This is a genomic window from Variovorax atrisoli 110B (assembly GCF_000382045.1).
Classification (GTDB): Bacteria; Pseudomonadota; Gammaproteobacteria; order Burkholderiales; family Burkholderiaceae_C; genus Variovorax; species Variovorax atrisoli.
The window spans coordinates 133,445-152,877 of sequence record NZ_KB907454.1 but is presented as its reverse complement, the minus strand read 5'-3'; the positions used below and the strand labels follow the sequence as shown (position 1 = coordinate 152,877).

Below are 19,433 nucleotides of genomic sequence, written 5' to 3'. Positions count from 1 at the left end.
AAAAGTAGGTCGCCTGCCGGGGCGAGTCCCGGCCTCGGGAAGCAACCCAACCTCAGTGAGTAAACCCGCCAAGAGATCGAACTTCACCACGAGCCAAAGCCAACTCCCCCACAGCCAAAGCCAACGCCCGAATCCCCGCAGGAATCTGCGTAGCCGCAATAGAAGACAACCTCAACCGAAAGAACGGACAAGGATAGGGAGGCCGAGCAAAGAACACATCGCCCGCTTCAATCAAGACCCCATGGCTGCGAGCCATCAGAGCCAGCTCGGTAGCGTCCACCCACGTAGGCGCCTGCACCCATATCGAGGCCCCGCCGGAAGGCAGCCGAAACTCGAAATCGGGCAGGTGCTCCCGCAACGCCTGCGCCGCAATGGCCAGCCGCTCCTGCATCGCGTGATTGACGCGACGGGCATGCGACTCGTGATGCCCCAGCGAAAGAAACAGCGCATAGGCATGCTGGAGAAAGGCACTCGGATGCCGCACCATCGCATGCCGGATCACCCTCAGTTCCTTGATCAGGGCACGCGGCGCCACGATGAACCCCAGCCGCAGCGCCGGCGAAAGGCTCTTGGAGACAGAGCCCACGTAGATCACCCGCCCCGTCTTGTCCAGGCTCTTGAGCGCCGGCATCGGGGTGCCTTCATAGAGGTTCTCCGCCTCGTAGTCGTCCTCGATGATGACGAAGTCCTGCAGCTCGGCCTTGCGCAGCAGCCACTGCCGGCGCTCCAGGCTGAGCGTGGCGGTGGTGGGGCTCTGGTGAGAAGGCGTGACGAAGAGGTAGTCGGCAGCAGGCAGGGCATCGACAACGAGCCCGTCTTCATCGACATCCACCTCCACCCACTTGGGCTGCCGCAATGAAAAGCTGTTGCGCGCGTGCGGATGCCCCGGCTCCTCCAGGCCCACGCGGGTCTGTTCGTCGAACAGGGCCTCGGCCAGCAGGTAGTAGGCGTGCTGCGCACCCATGGTCACGAGGATCTCTTCCTTGAGGGCGAACACGCCTCGCTTGGGCAGCAGTCGCGTACGGATCTGCTCGATGAGGTCGGGAACGTCGTCGGTCTCGAAATCCGGCGTCCAGTGCGGCAGCTGCGAGCGCGCCAGGCTGCGCGCACAGCACTCGCGGAAGTCTTCGGTGGGAAACAGCTGCGGGTCGTAGTTGCCGTAGACGAAGGGGTACGGATAGTCGCGCCACTGGTCGGGCTTCGACAGCGTGGGCTTGTCGACCAGCGAGCGCAGCACGCGGCCCGACCAGTCCGGCGGCTGGCTGGCCTGGCCGCTGCGGCCCACCAGCGGTTCGGCGGGCACCGCGGTCAGAGGGCGGGCGCCATGCGCGACGAACACGCCGCTGCGCGGGCGCGCTTCCAGGAAGCCTTCGTCGATGAGCTGCAGATAGGCCGAGGTGACGGTGTTGCGGCTGAGCCCCAGCAGGGCGGCGAGTTCGCGCGACGAGGGCAGCGGCGCGCCGGGCGCGAGGTGTTCTTCGAGGATGGCCTGCACCACGCTGGCGCGCAGACGGGCCTGCAGAGGCAGCGCCGGTTGATCGGGCAGCGCGAACAGCTGCGCCCACTGGATGGCTCGCGGATTCGGGGGCATGGTGCGCCGCAGTTTAGGGCAGCCATGCCGGTCCGTGGCGCATTGGCGGCACATCCGAGGCGCATCCGAGGCGCTCTGGCTCGGTCGAATCCCACCATCTGGCCCTATCGCGCGGGCAGGCCGCTGCCTACGCTTGCTCCATCGAATTCCTGAGCCTTCGTGCAGCCAACGCCATTTCCAACGCCATGCCTTCCTCGAATACCGCCACCGTGACCACCGACACCCTCGCCGCCTTCAGCGATGCCTGGAACCGCCACGACATCGACGCGCTGATGAGCTTCATGACGCCCGACTGCATCTTCCAGACCGCCGCCGGCCCCGAGGCCTGCGGCACGCGCCACGTCGGCACCGAAGCGGTGAGGAAGGCCTTCGCCGCCGCATGGGCCACGGTGCCAGACGCGCAATGGACCAACAGCGTGCACTTCGTGCATGGCGACTTCGGCACCTCGCAGTGGACCTTCACCGGCACCGCCGCCGACGGCAGCCGCATCGAGACCGACGGCATCGACGTCTTCACCTTCAGGGACGGAAAGATCCATCTGAAGAACGTGTTCCGCAAGGCACGGCCGAACCTGCCCGCCGCGAAGTGACACGCCGGTCTCCTTTCCCTTCCTTCGATTGGAGCCCCTCATGACCATGACAGGCACCGCACAGCGGGACAACGCCGGCACGGCCAGCATCGACGGCGCAGCGCTCCGCCAGCAGCAGCAACCGCAGCAGCCCAAGGCCCCCTCCCGCCCCTACGATCCGCAATACGACCCGCTGCTCGCTCCCGACCCCGGCTCGGGCCGCGCCTACGCACCCACCTGGTGGGTGGCCAGCGCTGGCACGCCGCCGGAGGACGACGGCCCGGTCACGAGCGACATCGACGTGGACGTGGCCGTCATCGGCTCGGGCGCCACCGGCATGTCGACTGCGCTCTACCTCGCGCAGGAGCACGGTATACAGGCCACGGTGCTGGAGGCCAACCAGGCGGCCTGGGGCTGCTCCAGCCGCAGCGGCGGCCAGGGACAGAACGCGAGCGGCCGCCTCAAGCGCTCGCAGTGGATCGAGCGCTGGGGCCTCGACACCGCGAAGAAGCTCGACGCCGAGATCCGCAGCGGCTTCGAGAACTTCCGCCACCTCACCACGCAGATCGACTGCGACGCCTGCGACGGCGGGCATCTCTATCTTGCGCACCGCAAGGAGAAGCTGCCCATCCTCGACGCCGAGGCGCGGCTGATGCGCGAGAAGTTCGGCTACGCCACCCGCATGATGAGCGCGGAGGAGGTGCGCCGCGACTACTGCGACGAGCGCGAGACCGTGGGCGCGCTGTACGAGGCCGAGGGCATCGGCATCCATCCGCTGAAGTTCACCTTCGGACTGATGCGGCGTGCGCGCGCACTTGGCGTGAAGGTGCACACGGCGAGCCCCGTGCAGGGCTGGGAGACCATCGACGGCGTGCACCACCTGCGCACGCCCGGCGGCGTGGTGCGCGCACGCCGCGTGGCGGTGTGCACCGGGGGCTACACGGGGCAGGCGCTCAACCCGATGCTGAAGAACCGGATCATGCCGATCCTGTCGAACTCGGTGGTCACGCGCCCGCTCACCGATGCCGAGCTGCAGGCCACCAACTTCCGATCGAAGACCTTCCTGACCGACACGCGCACGCTGCGCTTCTACTACCGCCTGCTCGAAGGCAACCGGCTGCAGCTGGGCAGCCGCAGCGCGGTGACCGGCGCCGATGCCGAGGGCGCGGTGCACCTGAAGCTGCTCACCGACGCCATCGCACGCAAGTTCCCGCCGCTGGCGGGCATCCGCATCGACTACTCGTGGTGGGGCTGGGTCGACATGAGCCACGACATGATGCCGCGCATCACGCAGCCCGACGCAAGCAAGAGCATCTGGTACGCGGTGGGCTACGGCGGCAACGGCGTGTCGTTCTCGACCTGGGCCGGCAAGCGACTGGCCGAGCGCGTGGCGGGCAAGGACGCGGGCCGCGAGGTGTTCGAGCTGCCCATCTACCACTCACAGCTGCCCTTTCCCAACGTGATGGGCATTGTGGAGTCGCGCGCGTTCGCGCCCTTCCGTCGCGTGGGGCAGCGCATGCTCTACAAGTGGTATTGGCTGCGGGACGAGAAATAGAAAGGGATTGCCAGGCGCACCGCCAGCGCGCATTCCCCGAAGTGGCGCACGGCACTGCCGCACAACGGGGCAAACCCACCCCTTCTGGCCCTGCGAGTCGCAGCGGGTTGGCTCTTCGCCCGCATGCACCCAGCGCCTATCTTCGACACAAGGTCCTCGCCCTGGCGAGGTCCGAATCCGATTGCCTGTGTCGAACTCCCCGAGGTCCTGTCATGCAGCTCCCGCTCCCTCCTCTTCCTCCCCTGCTCACGCGCCGCGCCACCCTGCTTTCCGCCACGCTGCTGGCAGCGAGCACCCTGCTCCCGCTGCCCGCTTCCGCGGCCGAGGAACCGAAGCGCGGCGGCACGCTGGTGCTCGGCAGCACGCAGACGCCGCGGCATCTCAACGGCGCGGTGCAGTCGGGAATTGCCACCGCCATGCCGTCCACGCAGATCTTCGCGAGCCCGCTGCGCTTCGACGACAAGTGGAACCCGCAGCCCTACCTGGCCGAGTCGTGGAAGCTGGCGGAAGACGGCAAGTCGCTCACGCTCAAGCTGCGCAAGGACGCGGTGTTCCACGACGGCAAGCCGATCACCTCGGCCGACGTGGCCTTCTCCATCATGGCCATCAAGGCCAACCACCCGTTCACGACCATGATGGGCCCGGTCGAGAAGGTGGACACGCCCGACCCGTACACCGCCGTCATCCGCATGAGCGTGCCGCACCCGGCCATCGTGCTGGCGATGTCGCCGGCGCTGTGCCCCATTCTTCCCAAGCACATCTACGGCGACGGGCAGGACCTGAAGAACCACCCGCGCAACACCACGGACGTTGTCGGCTCGGGCCCCTTCCGCGTGACCGAGTTCAAGCCCGCGCAGCGCATCGTGATGGAGCGCTTCGACAAGTTCTTCCTGCCCGGCAAGCCATACCTCGACAAGGTGATCGTCAACGTCACGCCCGACATGGCCAGCCTGGTGCTGGGCCTGGAGCGCGGCGACATCCAGATGCTGCCCTTCGCCACGCTGCCCACGGACCTGAAGCGCTTCGCGAACGACCCGCGGGTGTCGCTCACGCCCAAGGGCTACGACGGCATCGGTGCGCTCAACTGGCTGGCCTTCAACACCGCCAAGAAGCCGCTGTCGGACGTGCAGGTGCGCAAGGCCATCGCCACGGCCATCGACAAGAACTTCATCGCCAAGGCGCTGATGGGCGGCTTCGCGACCGTCTCCGACGGCCCGCTGGTGGCCAGCAGCCCCTTCGCGGTGCCCGACCTGGTGCGCTATCCGCTCGACCTGAAGAAGGCCGGCGAGATGCTCGACGCCGCCGGCTACAAGGCCGGCGCGGGCGGCGAGCGCTTCAAGCTCACCATCGACTACCTGCCTGGCGCGGACGACCAGCAGAAGAACGTGGCCGAGTACATCCGCGGGCAGCTCAAGAAGGTAGGCATCACGGTGGAGGTGCGCGCCTCGGCCGACTTCCCGGCCTGGGCCAAGCGGCTGGCCTCGCACGACTTCGACATGTCGATGGACACGGTCTTCAACTGGGGCGACCCGATCATCGGCGTGCACCGCACCTACCTGTCGACCAACATCAAGCCCATCGTCTGGACCAACACCCAGTCGTACGCCAATCCGAAGGTGGACGAGCTGCTCAACACCGCCGGGGGTCTGATCGACCCGACGCAGCGCAAGGCCTACTACGCGACCTTCCAGAAGATCGTGACCGACGAGCTGCCCATCGAGTTCATCAACCAGGTGCCGTACCACACCATCACCAGCAAGAAGGTGGCGAACGTGCCGGTCACCATCTGGGGGCCGCTGACGCCGCTCGACGAGGTGTACCTGAAGTAGGCGGGCGGGCGACAGACATCATGGGCACGCTTCGCTACGCCGCCTCGCGGCTGCTCCAGGCCCTGGGCCTGGTGCTGGCCGTGGTGGTGCTCAATTTCGTGCTGGTGCACGCGGCGCCGGGCGATCCGGTGGAAACCATCGCGGGCGCCAGCGGCGGCATGTCGCCCGAGCTGATGGCGCAGTTGCGCACGCAGTACGGGCTCGACCGCTCGCTGCCGGTGCAGCTGGGCGTGTACCTCGGCAAGGTGGCGCAGGGCGACCTGGGCTACTCGTACTTCTTCAACCTGCCGGTGACCAGCATGATCGCCGAGCGCGTGCCGGCCACGCTGCTGCTGGTGCTGAGCGCGGTGCTGCTGGCCTTCTTCGTGGGCACCGCGCTGGGCGTGCTTTCATCGCGCAGGCCCAACGGGCTGCTGTCGCAGTTCATCACCGTGCTGTCGCTGGTGGGCTTCGCGGCGCCGGTGTTCTGGCTGGGGATCATGCTGGTGATACTGCTGGCCTCGGTGTTTCCGGTGCTGCCGGTGGCGGGCATGCGCTCCATCGACTCGACGGGCAGCGGCGGCTTCGCCGACATGCTTGACGTGGCGCACCACCTGATGCTGCCCACGCTCACGTTGAGCCTGGTGTATCTCGCGCAGTACAGCCGGCTCGCACGCTCGTCGATGCTCGACGTGCTGGGCTCCGACTTCATCCGCACCGCGCGCGCCAAGGGGCTGGCCGACCGCGTCGTGCTCTACAAGCATGCGCTACGCAACGCGCTGCTGCCGGTGGTGACGGTGCTGGGCCTGCAGTTCGGCAACGTGCTGGCGGGCGCGATCCTGGTGGAGACGGTGTTCAACTGGCCCGGGCTCGGCCGGCTGGCTTTCGAGTCGGTGCTGCGGCGCGACTACCCGACCATCCTCGGCGTGCTGCTGTTCTCCTCCATCGTGGTGGTGGTGATGAACCAGCTCACCGACCTGTGCTATCGCTTCATCGATCCGCGGATCAAGGCCTCATGAGCAAGGTGATTCCAATGTCGACCGCTGCTGCTTCCGCTGCCGCATCCCCCAGGCCCGCGGTGCGCGTCGAGCACCCGGGCATGGAGGCGATGCGCATGTTCCTGCGCAATCCGGCAGCCATCATCGGCATGGCGATGCTCGTCGCCGTGCTGCTGGTGGCCATCCTCGGGCCGTGGCTCTACCCCGCCGACCCGTTCGAGATCAAGGCCGCGCCGCTCACGCCACCCTTCAGCGAAGACGCCTGGCTCGGCAGCGATTACCTCGGCCGCGACGTGCTCACCGCGCTGATCTACGGCGGCCGCGCAACCTTGCTGGTGGGCGCGGTGGCCGCGCTGCTGTCGGTGCTGATCGGCATCACGCTGGGCGCCTTCGCCGGCTACTACGGCGGCAAGGTCGATGCCGCGCTGATGAAGCTCACCGAGTTCTTCCAGGTGCTGCCGGCGCTGCTGTTCGCGATGGTGGTAGTGACGCTGTTCTCGCCCACGCTGGTGACGGTGACGCTGGCCATCGGCATCGTGAGCTGGACCGGCACCGCGCGGCTCACGCGCGCCGAGTTCATGAAGTACCGGGGGCTGGAGTTCGTGCGGGCAGAGCGGGCCATCGGCGCGCGCGACGCACGCATCATCTGGAAGGTGATCCTGCCGAACGCGCTGCCGCCGCTGGTGGTGTCGGCCACGCTGGCCATCGGCGCGTCGATCCTTTTCGAAGCGGGGCTCTCCTTCCTCGGCCTGGGCGATCCGAACCAGATGAGCTGGGGCCTGATGATCGGCTCCAGCCGGCAGTACGTGCTGTCGTGCTGGTGGGCCGTGGCCTTTCCGGGTGCGGCGATCTTCATCACCGTGCTGGCCGTGAGCCTGATCGGCGACGGCCTGAACGATGCCCTCAACCCGAAGCTGAGGGAAAGATGAAGTCCACCGTGCGTGCGAAAGGTATCTCTGTATGACTCCGCCTTCCGATGACACGCTGCTGCGCGTGCAGGACCTGCACGTCGAGTTCAGCACGCGGCGCGGCAAGGCGCTGGTGCTCAACGGGGTCGACTTCGAGATCCGCGCCGGCGAGACGCTGTGCGTGGTGGGCGAATCGGGCTGTGGCAAGAGCATGACGGCGCTGGCGCTGCTGCGGCTCATTCCCTCGCCGCCGGGACGCATCCGCGGCGGACGGGTGCTGTTCCAGGGCGAAGACCTGGTGCAGGCCACCGACGCCCGCATGCGCGAGGTGCGCGGCAACCGCATCTCGATGATCTTCCAGGAGCCGATGACGTCGCTGAACCCGTTGTTCACCGTGGGCGACCAGATCGGCGAATCGCTGCAGCTGCACGCCGGCATGAACGCGCACGCGGCGCGGCAGCGCGCCATCGAGATGCTGCGGCAGGTGGGTATTCCGGCGCCCGAGCGGCGCGTGGACGAGTACCCGCACCAGCTCTCCGGCGGCATGCGACAGCGGGTGATGATCGCGATGGCGCTGGCCTGCAGGCCCGACATACTGATCGCCGACGAGCCCACCACCGCGCTCGACGTGACGGTGCAGGCGCAGATCTTCGACCTGCTGCGCGACCTGCAGCGCGAGAAGGGCACGGCCATCATGCTCATCACTCACGACATGGGCGCAGTGGCCGAGATGGCCGATCGCGTGATGGTGATGTACGCGGGCCGCGTCATCGAGCAGGGCACCACCGAGCAGGTGCTGTCGGAACCCGGCCACCCCTACACGCGCGGGCTGATCGACTGCCTGCCCGAACTCGGCAGCAGCGCGGCGCAGGAAAGCGACGGGCGCCACGACCTCGCCGAGATCGCCGGGGTGGTGCCTTCGATCTGGGAGCTGGGCACCGGCTGCGCCTTCCGCGAGCGCTGTCCGCGCGCGATGCCGCGCTGCGCGGCCGAGGTGCCGCCGATGTTCGCAGTGCATGGCGAGGTGGCCTCCGGCGTGCCGCATGGCGCAGCCTGCTGGCTGCATGCCGAGCCGGCGGCTGCGGCACAACCCCGAAGGGAGGCCGCATGACGTTCATCGGCAAGACCGACACGCTGCTTTCGGTCGACGACCTGAAGGTGCACTTCCCGCGCGGCAAGTCCGGCTGGGGCCGAACGCCCGAGGTGGTGAAGGCGGTGGACGGCGTGTCCTTCGCGGTGCGCCGCGGCAGCACGCTGGCGGTGGTCGGCGAATCGGGCTCGGGCAAGACCACGACCGCGCTGGCGGTGATGCGGCTCGCGCCGGTCACCTCTGGGCGCATGCAGCTGGGCGACACCGATCTGGGTGCGCTGCAGGGCGAGGCGCTGCGGCAGGCGCGCACGCGCATGCAGATCATCTTCCAGGACCCGTTCTCCTCGTTGAACCCGCGCGAACGCGCGGGCGCCGCGGTGCGTGCGCCGCTCGACCTGATGCGGGTGGGCACGCCCGAGGAGCGCACGCGCCGCGTGGCCGAGCTCTTCGAGGCGGTGGGCCTGCGGCCGGAGCAGCAGCACCTGTTTCCGCACCAGTTCTCGGGTGGGCAGCGCCAGCGCATCAACATCGCCCGGGCGCTGGCCACCAACCCGGAGCTGGTGGTGTGCGACGAGCCGGTGTCGGCGCTCGACATCGCCATCCGCGCGCAGATCCTGAACCTGCTGGCACGGCTGCAGCGCGAGCTGGGCCTGACCTACCTCTTCATCTCGCATGACATGGCGGTGGTGGAGCACATCTGCGACGACATCGCAGTGATGTACATGGGCCAGATCGTCGAGCGCGCGCCGCGCCGCAGCTTCTTCGCGCGGCCGCTGCACCCGTACAGCGTGGCGCTGATGTCGGCGGTGCCGACCGTGAGCGGCGGAAAGCGTCGCGCCGCGAACCGCATCAAGCTGAGCGGAGACCCGCCCAGCCCCATCGACCCGCCCAAAGGCTGCCGCTTCGCCGGCCGCTGCCCGGTGGCGGAAGCGGCCTGCGCGGCGGAACTGCCGCCGCTGCGCGAGGTCGCGCCCGATCATTGGGTACGCTGCAGGCGCGTCGACGTCGTCGATGGGCTGCCGCGCCCTCCTCTTTCGATTCCCGAGTCGCCATGAGCCAGACGAACAACAACACCACCATCTTCGCCGCCCGCAAGATCATCACCATGAACCCGATGCAGCCGCATGCCACCCACGTGGCGGTGCGCGACGGCCGCGTGCTGGCCGTCGGCGCGCTCGCGGACATGCAGGGCTGGGGGCCCTTCACGCTCGACGAGCGCTTCGCCGGCAAGGTGCTGATGCCCGGCCTCGTCGAAGGCCACTGCCACCTGAAGGAAGGCAGCATGTGGGACTGGACGTATCTCGGCTGGTTCGACCGCCGCGACCCCGAGGGCAAGGTGTGGAGCGGCCTGCGCTCGATGGACGAGGTGGTCTCGCGCCTCTCCGAAGTGGCAGCGAGGATGACGGCCGAGGGCATTCCCGACACCGAGCCGCTCGTCGCCTGGGGATTCGATCCGATCTACTTCGGCGGCGAGCGCATGACGGTGCGCCACGTGGACCGAGCGAGCAGCACGCGGCCCATCGTCATCGGCCATGCCAACGGCCACCTGATGAACGTCAACAGCGCGATGCTGCGCATCGCCGAGATCACGCGCGACAACGAAGTCGAAGGCGTGGTCAAGTTCGCCGATGGCGACAGCGCGGGCGAGCCCACCGGCGAGCTGCAGGAGCCGGCCGCGATGTTCCTGGTGCTGCGCAAGATCGGCAATGCCGGCCTGCTCGCGCCGATGACCGAGGCCGGCGTGCGCTCCTTCGCGCGGCTGGCCTACCTGCAGGGCGTGACCACCGCGACCGACCTGGTCAACAAGCTCACGCCCGAGGACTGCAGCGTGCTGGAAAAGGCCACGGGCGACGACGGTTTCGGCGTGCGCATCCTGCCCGCGTTCCAGGCCTTCCACGGCACGCACGGTGCCGCGCAGGGTGCGGAGCACGTGAAGTCGCTGATGCCGCGCAACACCGACCGGCTGCGCTACGGGCTGGTGAAGATGATGCTCGACGGCTCGATCCAGGGCTTCTCGGCGCGGCTGCGCTGGCCGGGCCACTTCAACGGCGCGCCCAACGGCATCTGGGTGACCGCACCCGCGCAGTACGAGGCCGACTTCGAGACCTACCACCGCGCGGGCCTCACGATCCACACGCACACCAACGGCGACGAGGCCAGCGAGGTGGCCATCGACGCCATCGAGCGGGTGCTCGCGCGCGCGCCGCGTCCCGACCACCGCCACACGCTGCAGCACGGCCAGATGATCGACGCGCCGCTGTTCCGCCGCATGGCATCGCTGGGGCTGTGCGCCAACCTGTTCGCCAACCACATCTGGTACTGGGGCGACCAGCACTACGAAATGACCATGGGCCCCGACCGCGCCAACCGCCTCGACGCCTGCGGCAGCGCGCTCGCGGCCGGCGTGCCGCTGGCCATTCACTCCGACGCGCCGGTGACGCCGCTCGGCCCGCTCTTCACCGCATGGTGCGCCGTCAACCGCATCACGCCCCAGGGCCGGGTGCTGGGCGAGGCAGAGCGCATCACCGTGCCGCAGGCGCTGCGCGCCATCACGCTTGGTGCCGCATGGACGCTGAAGCTCGACGGCGAGATCGGCAGCATCGAGTGCGGCAAGCGCGCCGACTTCTGCGTGCTGGAAGACGACCCGCTGGAGATGGACCCGATGGCGCTGAAGGACGCGCGCGTGTGGGGCACGGTGCTGTCGGGCCGCGTGTTCGAGGCGCAAAGGGTTCAAGTGAGTCGGGGCGCGTGATGCCGGCAAGTCGCTTGCCGTTCACCGTCATCGGCGGCTTTCTGGGGGCAGGCAAGACCACGCTGCTCAACCGCTGGCTGCGCGAGGCGAAGGGGCTGCGCATGGCGGTGCTGGTGAACGACTTCGGCGCGCTCAACATCGATGCCGATCTCATCGCCGCCACCCACGGCGACACCACCGCGCTGACCAACGGCTGCGTGTGCTGCCAGATCGGCGATGACCTGGGCCGCGCGCTGGTGGACGTGATCGAGGCGAAGAAGCCCTTCGACGCGGTGGTGATCGAGGCCAGTGGCGTGTCGGACCCGTGGCGCATCGCGCAGATCGGCATGGCGGCGCCGGAACTGAGCCTCGAAGGCGTCATCGTGCTGGTGGACGCGAGCGTGGCTGCACGGCAGTCGGCGGATCCGCTGCTGGCCGACACGCTCGCGCGGCAGCTGAAGTCGGCAGACCTCGTGGTGCTGAACAAGGCCGACATCGCTTCGGCCGAGGCACTGGCCGAAGCGAGGGCCTGGGTGGAAGGCAACGCGCCCGGCACGCCGTGCATCGAGACCGTCGAGGCGGCGGTGCCGCTGGCGCTGGTTTCGGGGCTTTCGCAGCCCGCCCTGGCGCCGCATGCATGCGGTCCGGGTTGCCATCACGACCACGACCACGACCACGACCACGATCACAATCACGATCACAATCACGATCACGATCACGATCTCGATCACGATCACGACCATGGGCACGGCACGCCCGACCACGGCGCGATCTTCCAGACCTGGAGCGCGCAGCCCGAAGCGACGATCCCGGCTGCCATGCTGCGCGCCTGGTTGCGCGAGATGCCGCCGGGCGTGCTGCGGCTCAAGGGCCTGCTGCGCACGGGACGAGGCGCCCAAGGCGACGAGTGGTCCGAGGTGCAGTACGCAGGCCGGCACGGCTCGGTGCGCAAGGTTTCGCCGCCTCCGGGGCCGGCCCGCGCGGGCGTCGTCGCCATCGGCCTGCAAGGGCATTTGCCTGAAAAGATGCTGAAGGAATTCTTCGCGGCCTGAGCGGCGTCGAACCTGTCGTGATGCAATCGCGGGTTTCAACGCGATACGACGCCATGACCTCTTCCCTGTTGATACGCCCGCCCGTGGCCGCCGACTACCCGGCATGGAAACCGCTCTGGGACGGCTACAACGCCTTCTACGGCCGCGAGGGCCCGACCGCCCTGGCCGAAGAGATCACGCAGGCCACCTGGCAGCGCTTCTTCGATACCTACGAACCCGTGCATGCGCTGGTGGCAGAGCGCGACGGGCAGCTGGTCGGCCTCACCCACTACCTCTTTCACCGCAGCACCACCCGCCTGGAGCCGACCTGCTACCTGCAGGACCTGTTCACGCTGCCCTCGGAACGCGGCAAGGGCGTCGGCCGGCAGTTGATCGAAGGCGTGTACGAACGCGCGAAGCTCGCGGGCGTGCACCGCGTGTACTGGCAGACGCAAGTGACCAACACGGCGGGCCGCAAGCTCTACGACAAGGTCGCCACGCACGACGGCTTCATCGTGTACGGCACGCTGGTCTGAGCCGGGCTCAGTACTTGATCGTCACCCCGGCCTTCACGCCGTTGTTGGTCTTGCCGTCCGTCTGCACCCCGCCCGAGAACGACACGTTGCCGCCGGTGCTGGCGCCGAGCGAGTAGGTGGGCCGGGGCGTGGAGGTGTCGGTGCCGATGTAGGTGCCGCTGCCGTCGGGGCGCTGCACGCCGACCGTGGCGCCGTTGACGGTGGCCGACGTCTCCGTGGGATTGACGTTCGGGGCGACGTAGACGGTGCCCTTCTCGTCGTTGTCTACCGGCAGCTTGATGGGCTCTGCCCTCGCCGCGAAGCCGAGCATGCCCAGCACTGCGCTGGTGGCAAGTACGTATCGATGCATTCCTTTGATGTTTGGCGAGGTGCCGGCCGGCGCGCGTAGGACGACAGGAAATCCGGCATGCAGACGGTGCCGCCGGTCGATGTCGCGAGTTAACTCGTTGTTAACCTGAGTACTTGCGTACTCAAGCTCGAACCTGTGGCAATGGACACGATCACGCTCTACGATCCATGCACGAAATCGAGCAGGAGAACCTCCCCAATGTCCATCAACGAAGTCGTCATGCCGGAGCAATTGCTTAGCGCGCTCGACGCCCAGAGCCGCACGCCCATCGCACGCATCGGCGAGGCGCTGATCTCGCTGGACATGATCACGCAGGCGCAACTGCGCGCCGGGCTCGAGCGCCAGAAACTCGATCCGATGGTGCCGCTGGGCGAAACGCTCGTGCGCATGGGCGTGGTGAGCCGGGGCCAGCTGCAGGCGGCGCTGGTGCGCAAGATGGGCTACCCGCTGGTCAACCTGCATCTGTTTCCGCCGGCAGCCGAGGCGCTGCGCAAGCTGCCGCATGCGGTGGCGCGGAGGCTGCAGGTCATGCCGCTGATGCTGCACGAGGGGCGGCTGATCGTCGCCATCGACGATCCGACCAGCCGGCATTCGGCGCTCGACGAGGTCGAGTTCATCGCGCAGATGAAGGTCACGCCGGTGGTCGGCCAGTGCCTGGACCTCGACGGCGTGCTGAACGCGGTGTACGAGAAGATCGGCGAGCACACGGGCGGGTCGTCCAACCCCTTCGCGGCCCATTTCGATCCGAGCCAGCCGCTGGACTTCGACGTGGCCGGCACGAGCGAGCTGCTGCAGACGCTGGAGAAGGAAGTCGCCGCCCCGCAGACGGCGAGCGAGGCGCCCATCGAGCAGTCCGACAACTCGCTGGTGCGCATGATCAACAGCATGATCATCGAGGCGCACCGCGAGGGCGTCTCCGACATCCACATCGAGAGCTACCCCGGCCAGGAGAAGACGCGAATCCGCTTCCGGCGCGACGGCCTGCTGCACACCTACCTGGAGCTGCCGCCGAGCTACCGCAACGCGATCGTCGCGCGCGTCAAGATCATGTGCGACCTCGACATCAGCGAGAAGCGCAACCCGCAGGACGGCAAGATCAACTTCGCCAAGTACTCGCCGCAGCACCGCATCGAACTGCGCGTGGCGACCATTCCCACCAACAACGGCCTCGAGGACGTGGTGATGCGCATCCTGGCATCGGCCAAGCCCATTCCGATGGACCGGCTGGGCCTGTCGCCCGACAACCTCGCGCAGCTGACGAAGGCGGTCGAGCGCCCCTACGGCATGGTGCTGTGCGTGGGCCCGACGGGCTCTGGCAAGACCACCACGCTGCACTCGGCGCTCATGCACATCAACACGCCCGAGCGCAAGATCTGGACGGCGGAAGACCCGGTGGAGATCACCCAGTCGGGGCTTCGGCAGGTGCAGATCAATCCGCGCATCGACTGGACCTTCGCGAAGGCGCTGCGCGCCTTCGTGCGCGCCGACCCCGACGTGATCATGGTGGGCGAGATCCGCGACGAGGAAACCGCCAGGACCGCCATCGAGGCCTCGCTGACCGGCCACCTGGTGCTCTCGACCCTGCACACCAACAGCGCCCCCGAGACCGTCACCCGCCTGCTGGACATGGGCATGGACCCGTTCAACTTCGCCGACTCGCTGCTGGCCGTGCTTGCACAGCGGCTGGTGCGGCGGCTGTGCACGCAGTGCACCACCGGCACGCCCGCGAGCCCCGAGGCCATCGGCGAACTGCTCGATGACTACATGCACGCCTTCGGACCCGAGCAGCAGCGCGACGCGGCGCAGCGCCAGGCGGTGCTGGCTGGCTGGGTACAGCGCCACGGCCGCGACGGCCGGCTGCACACCTACACCAGCAAGGGCTGCAAGCACTGCGGCGACACCGGCTTCAAGGGCCGCGTGGGCATCCACGAACTGATGACCATGTCGAGGACCCTGCGCCGCCTGGTGCAGACCGGCGCGCGCGCCGAGGAGCTGCAGCAGGCCGCGCTGGGTGAGGGCATGCGCACGCTGCGCCAGGACGGCATCGAGAAGGTGCTGGCCGGGCAGACCAGCATCGAGGAAGTGCGCGCGACCAGCAACGTGTGAGCGGCCTCGAGCGGGCTACAGCTCGCTCACCGGAATGAACGGCGCGATCAGCCGCAGCTTCAACCGCTGCCACGCGGTGGTTTCCGGCGGCACGTCGTAGGCCGTCTGCGTGCCGTCCTCGTTGTCCTCCACCCATTCGATGTCGCGGCCGCTCGCGTCCAGCCGCAGTCGGTAGGCGCTGCCGGCATCGGCGAAGCTGTCGAGCTGCCTGGCCATCTGCGGGCTCTCGATGATGAGGCCCAGCTCGGTGTTGAGGCGGGCCGAGCGCGGGTCGAGGTTCATCGAGCCCAGGAACACCTCCTTGTGGTCGACGATGCCGTTCTTCATGTGCAGGGCGCCGGTGCGATGGCCGAAGATGCCGAGCTTGCCCCGCTTCACGCTCAGCGTGGGGCTCAGCTCGTAGATGGCCACGCCCGACTTCAGCAGCTCGTGGATGTGCGGCCAGTAGCCCACGTACACCCAGGGCTCGTCGGTGGAGGCCAGCGAGTTGGTGACCAGTTCGACCTTGATGCCCGCGGCCTGCGCCTCGGCGAGGCTGGCCACGGCCGCGTCGGAGGGCACGAAGTACGGCGACACCATCTTGATGCTCGATCGCGAGGTGCGGAACCACCGGATCACGCCCTCGGTCACCGTGCCCTTGATGGAGTTCTCGCGTTCGTTCAGGCCCTCGGTCTTGCTGAGCGGATCGAACAGCACCCGCGCACGGGCCCACAGCAGCGGGCTGAGCCGGGCCTCGGCCAGCTCGAAGGGCAGATTGAGCATCGGCACCATCTCCTGCGGCAGCAGGGAGGGCTCGCCTTCGACGGGGTTGGCGATCCTGCCGTCGAGCGGAATGCGCGGCGCCTGCGGCGGCCTGGCGGCGGCCGTGAGCCTTTCGAAGTTCTGCCGCAGCTGCTCGGGCGTGAGCGCGCTGCGGGCGATGCGCCCCACCGGGTAGACGACCGTGCTGTTCCAGTAGTGGTCGAACTCGTCGGACAGCTGCCGCACCACGGGGCCGGCCGCGAACACGTCCATGTCGATGAAATTGCTGCCGGCGGCGTTCATCACGTATTCGTCGGCCATGTTGCGGCCACCCGCCACCGCCGCCACGTTGTCGGCCACGAAGAGCTTGTTGTGCATGCGCCGGTTGACGCGGCCGAACTCCAGCCCCGAGCTGATGAAGCGCGTCACATCGCTGCCGCGTCCGCCGGGAAAGGGGTTGAACAAGCGCACCTGCACGTTCGGGTAGCTGGCGAGTGCGAGGAGCAGGTCGTCCTCGCCGGTGGTGTAGAGGTCGTCGACCAGCAGCCGCACACGCACGCCGCGCTGCGCGGCGTCGCGCAGCTCGCGCATCAGGGCGCGGCCGGTGTTGTCGGCGGCGAGCAGGTAGTACTGCACGTCGAGGCTGCGCGTGGCGAGCTTCACGAGCTCGATGCGGGTAGCGAAGGATGTGGGGCCGTAGGGCAGGAGCTGGAAGCCCGAGCGATCGTCGGAACGATCCTCAGGCAGGACCCGGCGCGTGATCGCATCGAGCGGCGTGTTCGAGAAATCCGCAATGGCCGTGACGGGCCGGTCGGACACCGGCGGAGGCAGCGTGGAGCATGCGCTCATCAGCATCGAGAGCACCAGCGCCAATGCGGCAACGGGTGCACGCCAGCATGCGGTCATCATTTCTTCAGCTCCCGGCTTGTCGTTTGCGGCTTCGCCTCCCGCTTGAGGGGGAAAGGGCGATCCGGCCGAGAGTATGACGCGCCGACGCCGCCTCAGCCCGCGCAGGCGGCGGCGCGCTGCTGCGCGGGGTATTCCATCTCGAGCATCACCCAGTCGCGGCGCGCGGCGCCGTGCCGGCCGGCGATCTCGCACAGGGTGCGATCAAGTTGCGGCACCGGCTTGAGCGTGGCCGACAGCGGCAGGCGCGGCGAACCTACGTCGCCTGCACCCGCAGGACGTGCCGTCAGCACGAGCCCGCTGCGCAGCGTGACCGGCCCCGAGGGCGAGACCGCTTCGACGCGGACGCGCCCGGTACGCTCCCAGGCATCGGTGGCGAGTGCGAGCGAGACGTCGTCCATGCCGTCTCGCACCTCGACCGCCCAGCGCTCACCGCGCCAGAAGGCGGCCTTGTCGAGCAGGTAGTCGATGCGCTTGCCGTTGTCGAGCGCGAAGGGTGTGCTGTCGTGCGCCGGGCTCCAGGACACCGCGCCCAGATCGGCCGCGACCGCGGACGCCTTCTCGCGTCCGCCGATGGCCTCCACCAGCGCCAGCATGGCGGGCACCGACGCGGTGATGCCGGTGGTGGTGGCCACACCCCGGTCCACCACGTAGCGGCGGTGCGGGACGTGCGTGGAGCCCGGGTGGCGCTTCAACAGCGTGCCGCGGTCGTACCAGTGGCCTGCGAAGCGACGGCCGTCGAGCAGGCCGGCCTGTCCGACCACCCGAGCGCCGGAGCACACACCGATCACGCGGGCGCCCTGCCCGGCCTGACGACTGAGCCAGCCGGTTATCTCGGGCGCATCGTCCGACATCATCGCGGGGACGATCACGTAGTCGGCACCCGCAGGGTGTGCGCGGTCGAAGCTGGCGAAGTCCTGCGCGCCATCCACCTGCAGCGCCGGGAACAGGTCGACCTGCCCGGCACGCGGCGCGACGATGCGCACATCGGCCACGTCCGCGCGCTGCAGCACCGCGTACGGCAGCATCAGGTCGGTCATCTCGGTGCCTTCGTTGGAGGCGAGCACGGCGACGACCGGCCGGGCGCCGCCTGCGCCACGGGGCTTCATCGCATCGACGAACGCCTGGTGATCGCGCTGCAGCGCCGCTGCATCGTCAAGGGGCGGCGGCAGCGGTGCACCGGCGGAACAGCCCGCCAGAACCAGCATCGCCAGCCAGGCGGCAGCGAGCGCGCGTGAAAATGACCCAGTGAACATCGACCTTTCTCCATGACTGCAGGCAAGGCCCCGAGACTACGAATGCCCACACCGCCCCACAAGGACGAAGAAGCCGCGGTTTCTGCCAGCACGGGCGCCGCCGGTGCCGTGGTGCTGGTCGCGTTCGATGGCGTCGAGGCCATCGACATCGCGGGCCCCGCCAGCGTCTTCAGCAAGGCCGAGCAGATGCGCCCCGGCACCTACCGGCTGCACATCGCCTCGCCGGCCGGCGGCAGCGTGCTCACCAATGGCGGCCTGAGCTTCGCGGGCACGCTGGCGCTGCGCGATCTGCCGCACGAGATCGACACGCTGATCGTGGCCGGCGGCGATGAGCCCTCGGTGCGCTCGGCCATCTTCGAGCACAGGGTGAGCGATTGGATCGCCGAAGCCGCGCCGCGTGTGCGCCGCGTGGCAAGCGTTTGCACCGGCGCCTTCGCGCTCGCGGCAGCCGGTCTGCTCGACGGCCGCGAGGCCACCACCCACTGGAGCGCCTGCGACATGCTGCAGGCGCTGCGCCCGCAGGTGCGCGTGCAGCGCGAGCGCATCTACGTGCACGACGGCCCGATGTGGACCTCGGCCGGCGTCACCACCGGCATCGAGCTCGCGCTGGCCCTGGTGGAGGACGACCTGGGCCGCGCCGTGTCGATGGACATCGCCCGCACCCTGGCGCTGCCCATGCTGCGCGGCGGCGAGCAGCCCCAGCTGAGCCAGGCGCTCGAGGCGCAGGCCACGGCCAGCCACCGCCTGCGCGAGCTGGTCGCGTGGATAGGCACGCATCCGCAGGAAGACCTGTCGGTCGAGGCGATGGCCGACCGCGTGCAGATGAGTCCGCGCAATTTCGCGCGCGCCTTCGCGGCCCAGACCGGCCGCACCCCCGCGCGCTTCGTGGAGCAGACGCGCGTTGCCGCCGCCGCGCAGTTGCTGCGGCAGACGCAATGGACGCAGGAGAAGATCGCCAGCCGCAGCGGCTTTCGCTCGGTGGATGCGTTGCAGCGCGCGTTCGCGCGGCAGCATGGGGTGACGCCGCAGGGGTATCGCGACGAAGGCGGTGCCAGCCGCTGAGCCACCAAATCGCTGCCGCGCCGCGATAGCAGCGAGCAATCGCCTCGGACATCGGTGAGCCTCAGGTCGTGGCCGACCTTGTGGATCAGCATGCCCGGCACGGCTCTCCCAAAAAGGCCTGATCTACCAGTTCTCGGGTATGGCGACTCTGGAAACAAAAACACACACTTGCGCTGTTTTTGTCTTGTCTGCCGTT

At 68.5% G+C, this 19,433-nt stretch carries 16 protein-coding genes; 12 read left to right on the top strand and 4 right to left on the bottom strand.

Annotation, left to right across the window (positions count from 1 at the left end; genetic code table 11):
• Window positions 1-52: 52 nt before the first annotated feature.
• Complete coding sequence (gene pdxR, locus G369_RS0116790) at window positions 53-1,591, bottom strand: MocR-like pyridoxine biosynthesis transcription factor PdxR (RefSeq protein WP_019655178.1); 1,539 nt, start codon at window positions 1,589-1,591, stop codon at window positions 53-55.
• 185 nt (window positions 1,592-1,776) lie between these two features.
• On the opposite strand from pdxR, the gene G369_RS0116785 reads away from it, so the two are divergent.
• The 10 genes from G369_RS0116785 to G369_RS0116740 all read left to right on the top strand — a co-directional run bounded on the left by G369_RS0116785 (window position 1,777) and on the right by G369_RS0116740 (window position 12,817).
• Window positions 1,777-2,181: a nuclear transport factor 2 family protein gene (locus tag G369_RS0116785; RefSeq protein WP_019655177.1), complete on the top strand. Its 405-nt coding sequence runs from the start codon at window positions 1,777-1,779 to the stop codon at window positions 2,179-2,181.
• Between the two features lie 40 nt (window positions 2,182-2,221).
• Window positions 2,222-3,715 carry an NAD(P)/FAD-dependent oxidoreductase gene (locus G369_RS0116780; protein ID WP_019655176.1) on the top strand — a complete coding sequence of 498 codons (1,494 nt, stop codon included), beginning with the start codon at window positions 2,222-2,224 and terminating at the stop codon, window positions 3,713-3,715.
• Window positions 3,716-3,927: 212 nt separating this feature from the next.
• A complete protein-coding gene (locus G369_RS0116775; RefSeq protein ID WP_019655175.1) occupies window positions 3,928-5,544 on the top strand; it encodes an ABC transporter substrate-binding protein in 1,617 nt (538 codons plus the stop codon).
• 20 nt (window positions 5,545-5,564) lie between these two features.
• Complete coding sequence (locus tag G369_RS0116770; protein WP_019655174.1) at window positions 5,565-6,542, top strand: ABC transporter permease; 978 nt, start codon at window positions 5,565-5,567, stop codon at window positions 6,540-6,542.
• Window positions 6,543-6,556: 14 nt separating this feature from the next.
• Window positions 6,557-7,450: an ABC transporter permease gene (locus tag G369_RS0116765; RefSeq protein WP_409327469.1), complete on the top strand. Its 894-nt coding sequence runs from the start codon at window positions 6,557-6,559 to the stop codon at window positions 7,448-7,450.
• Window positions 7,451-7,481: 31 nt separating this feature from the next.
• Entirely contained in the window at window positions 7,482-8,540 is a 1,059-nt protein-coding gene (locus G369_RS0116760; protein ID WP_019655172.1) for an ABC transporter ATP-binding protein, read from the top strand.
• Window positions 8,537-9,574: an ABC transporter ATP-binding protein gene (locus tag G369_RS0116755; RefSeq protein ID WP_019655171.1), complete on the top strand. Its 1,038-nt coding sequence runs from the start codon at window positions 8,537-8,539 to the stop codon at window positions 9,572-9,574. Before G369_RS0116760 ends, G369_RS0116755 begins: the two co-directional genes overlap by 4 nt.
• Entirely contained in the window at window positions 9,571-11,271 is a 1,701-nt protein-coding gene (locus G369_RS0116750) for an amidohydrolase (RefSeq protein ID WP_019655170.1), read from the top strand. The genes G369_RS0116755 and G369_RS0116750 overlap by 4 nt, the downstream gene beginning before the upstream one ends.
• On the top strand, window positions 11,271-12,302 hold the full coding sequence (locus tag G369_RS0116745) for a CobW family GTP-binding protein (RefSeq protein ID WP_019655169.1): 1,032 nt from the start codon (window positions 11,271-11,273) through the stop codon (window positions 12,300-12,302). Before G369_RS0116750 ends, G369_RS0116745 begins: the two co-directional genes overlap by 1 nt.
• 53 nt (window positions 12,303-12,355) lie before the next feature.
• Complete coding sequence (locus tag G369_RS0116740; RefSeq protein WP_019655168.1) at window positions 12,356-12,817, top strand: GNAT family N-acetyltransferase; 462 nt, start codon at window positions 12,356-12,358, stop codon at window positions 12,815-12,817.
• A 7-nt stretch (window positions 12,818-12,824) separates the two neighbouring features.
• Here the strand turns inward: G369_RS0116740 and G369_RS0116735 are convergent, their stop codons facing one another.
• Window positions 12,825-13,166: a hypothetical protein gene (locus G369_RS0116735; protein WP_026346433.1), complete on the bottom strand. Its 342-nt coding sequence runs from the start codon at window positions 13,164-13,166 to the stop codon at window positions 12,825-12,827.
• A 198-nt stretch (window positions 13,167-13,364) separates the two neighbouring features.
• Here G369_RS0116735 and G369_RS0116730 point away from each other — a divergent pair, with 198 nt between their 5' ends.
• Window positions 13,365-15,272: a GspE/PulE family protein gene (locus G369_RS0116730; protein WP_019655166.1), complete on the top strand. Its 1,908-nt coding sequence runs from the start codon at window positions 13,365-13,367 to the stop codon at window positions 15,270-15,272.
• Between the two features lie 15 nt (window positions 15,273-15,287).
• On the opposite strand, the gene G369_RS0116725 is transcribed toward G369_RS0116730, so the two are convergent.
• On the bottom strand, window positions 15,288-16,922 hold the full coding sequence (locus tag G369_RS0116725) for a phospholipase D family protein (protein WP_026346432.1): 1,635 nt from the start codon (window positions 16,920-16,922) through the stop codon (window positions 15,288-15,290).
• Between the two features lie 92 nt (window positions 16,923-17,014).
• Window positions 17,015-18,175, bottom strand: a complete 1,161-nt coding sequence (locus tag G369_RS0116720) for a DJ-1/PfpI family protein (RefSeq protein ID WP_020723111.1) — start codon at window positions 18,173-18,175, stop codon at window positions 17,015-17,017.
• 42 nt (window positions 18,176-18,217) lie between these two features.
• Here G369_RS0116720 and G369_RS0116715 point away from each other — a divergent pair, with 42 nt between their 5' ends.
• The gene (locus G369_RS0116715) at window positions 18,218-19,237 is read left to right on the top strand and encodes a GlxA family transcriptional regulator (protein ID WP_019655163.1); all 1,020 of its coding nucleotides are present in this window, start codon (window positions 18,218-18,220) and stop codon (window positions 19,235-19,237) included.
• Window positions 19,238-19,433: the final 196 nt, after the last annotated feature.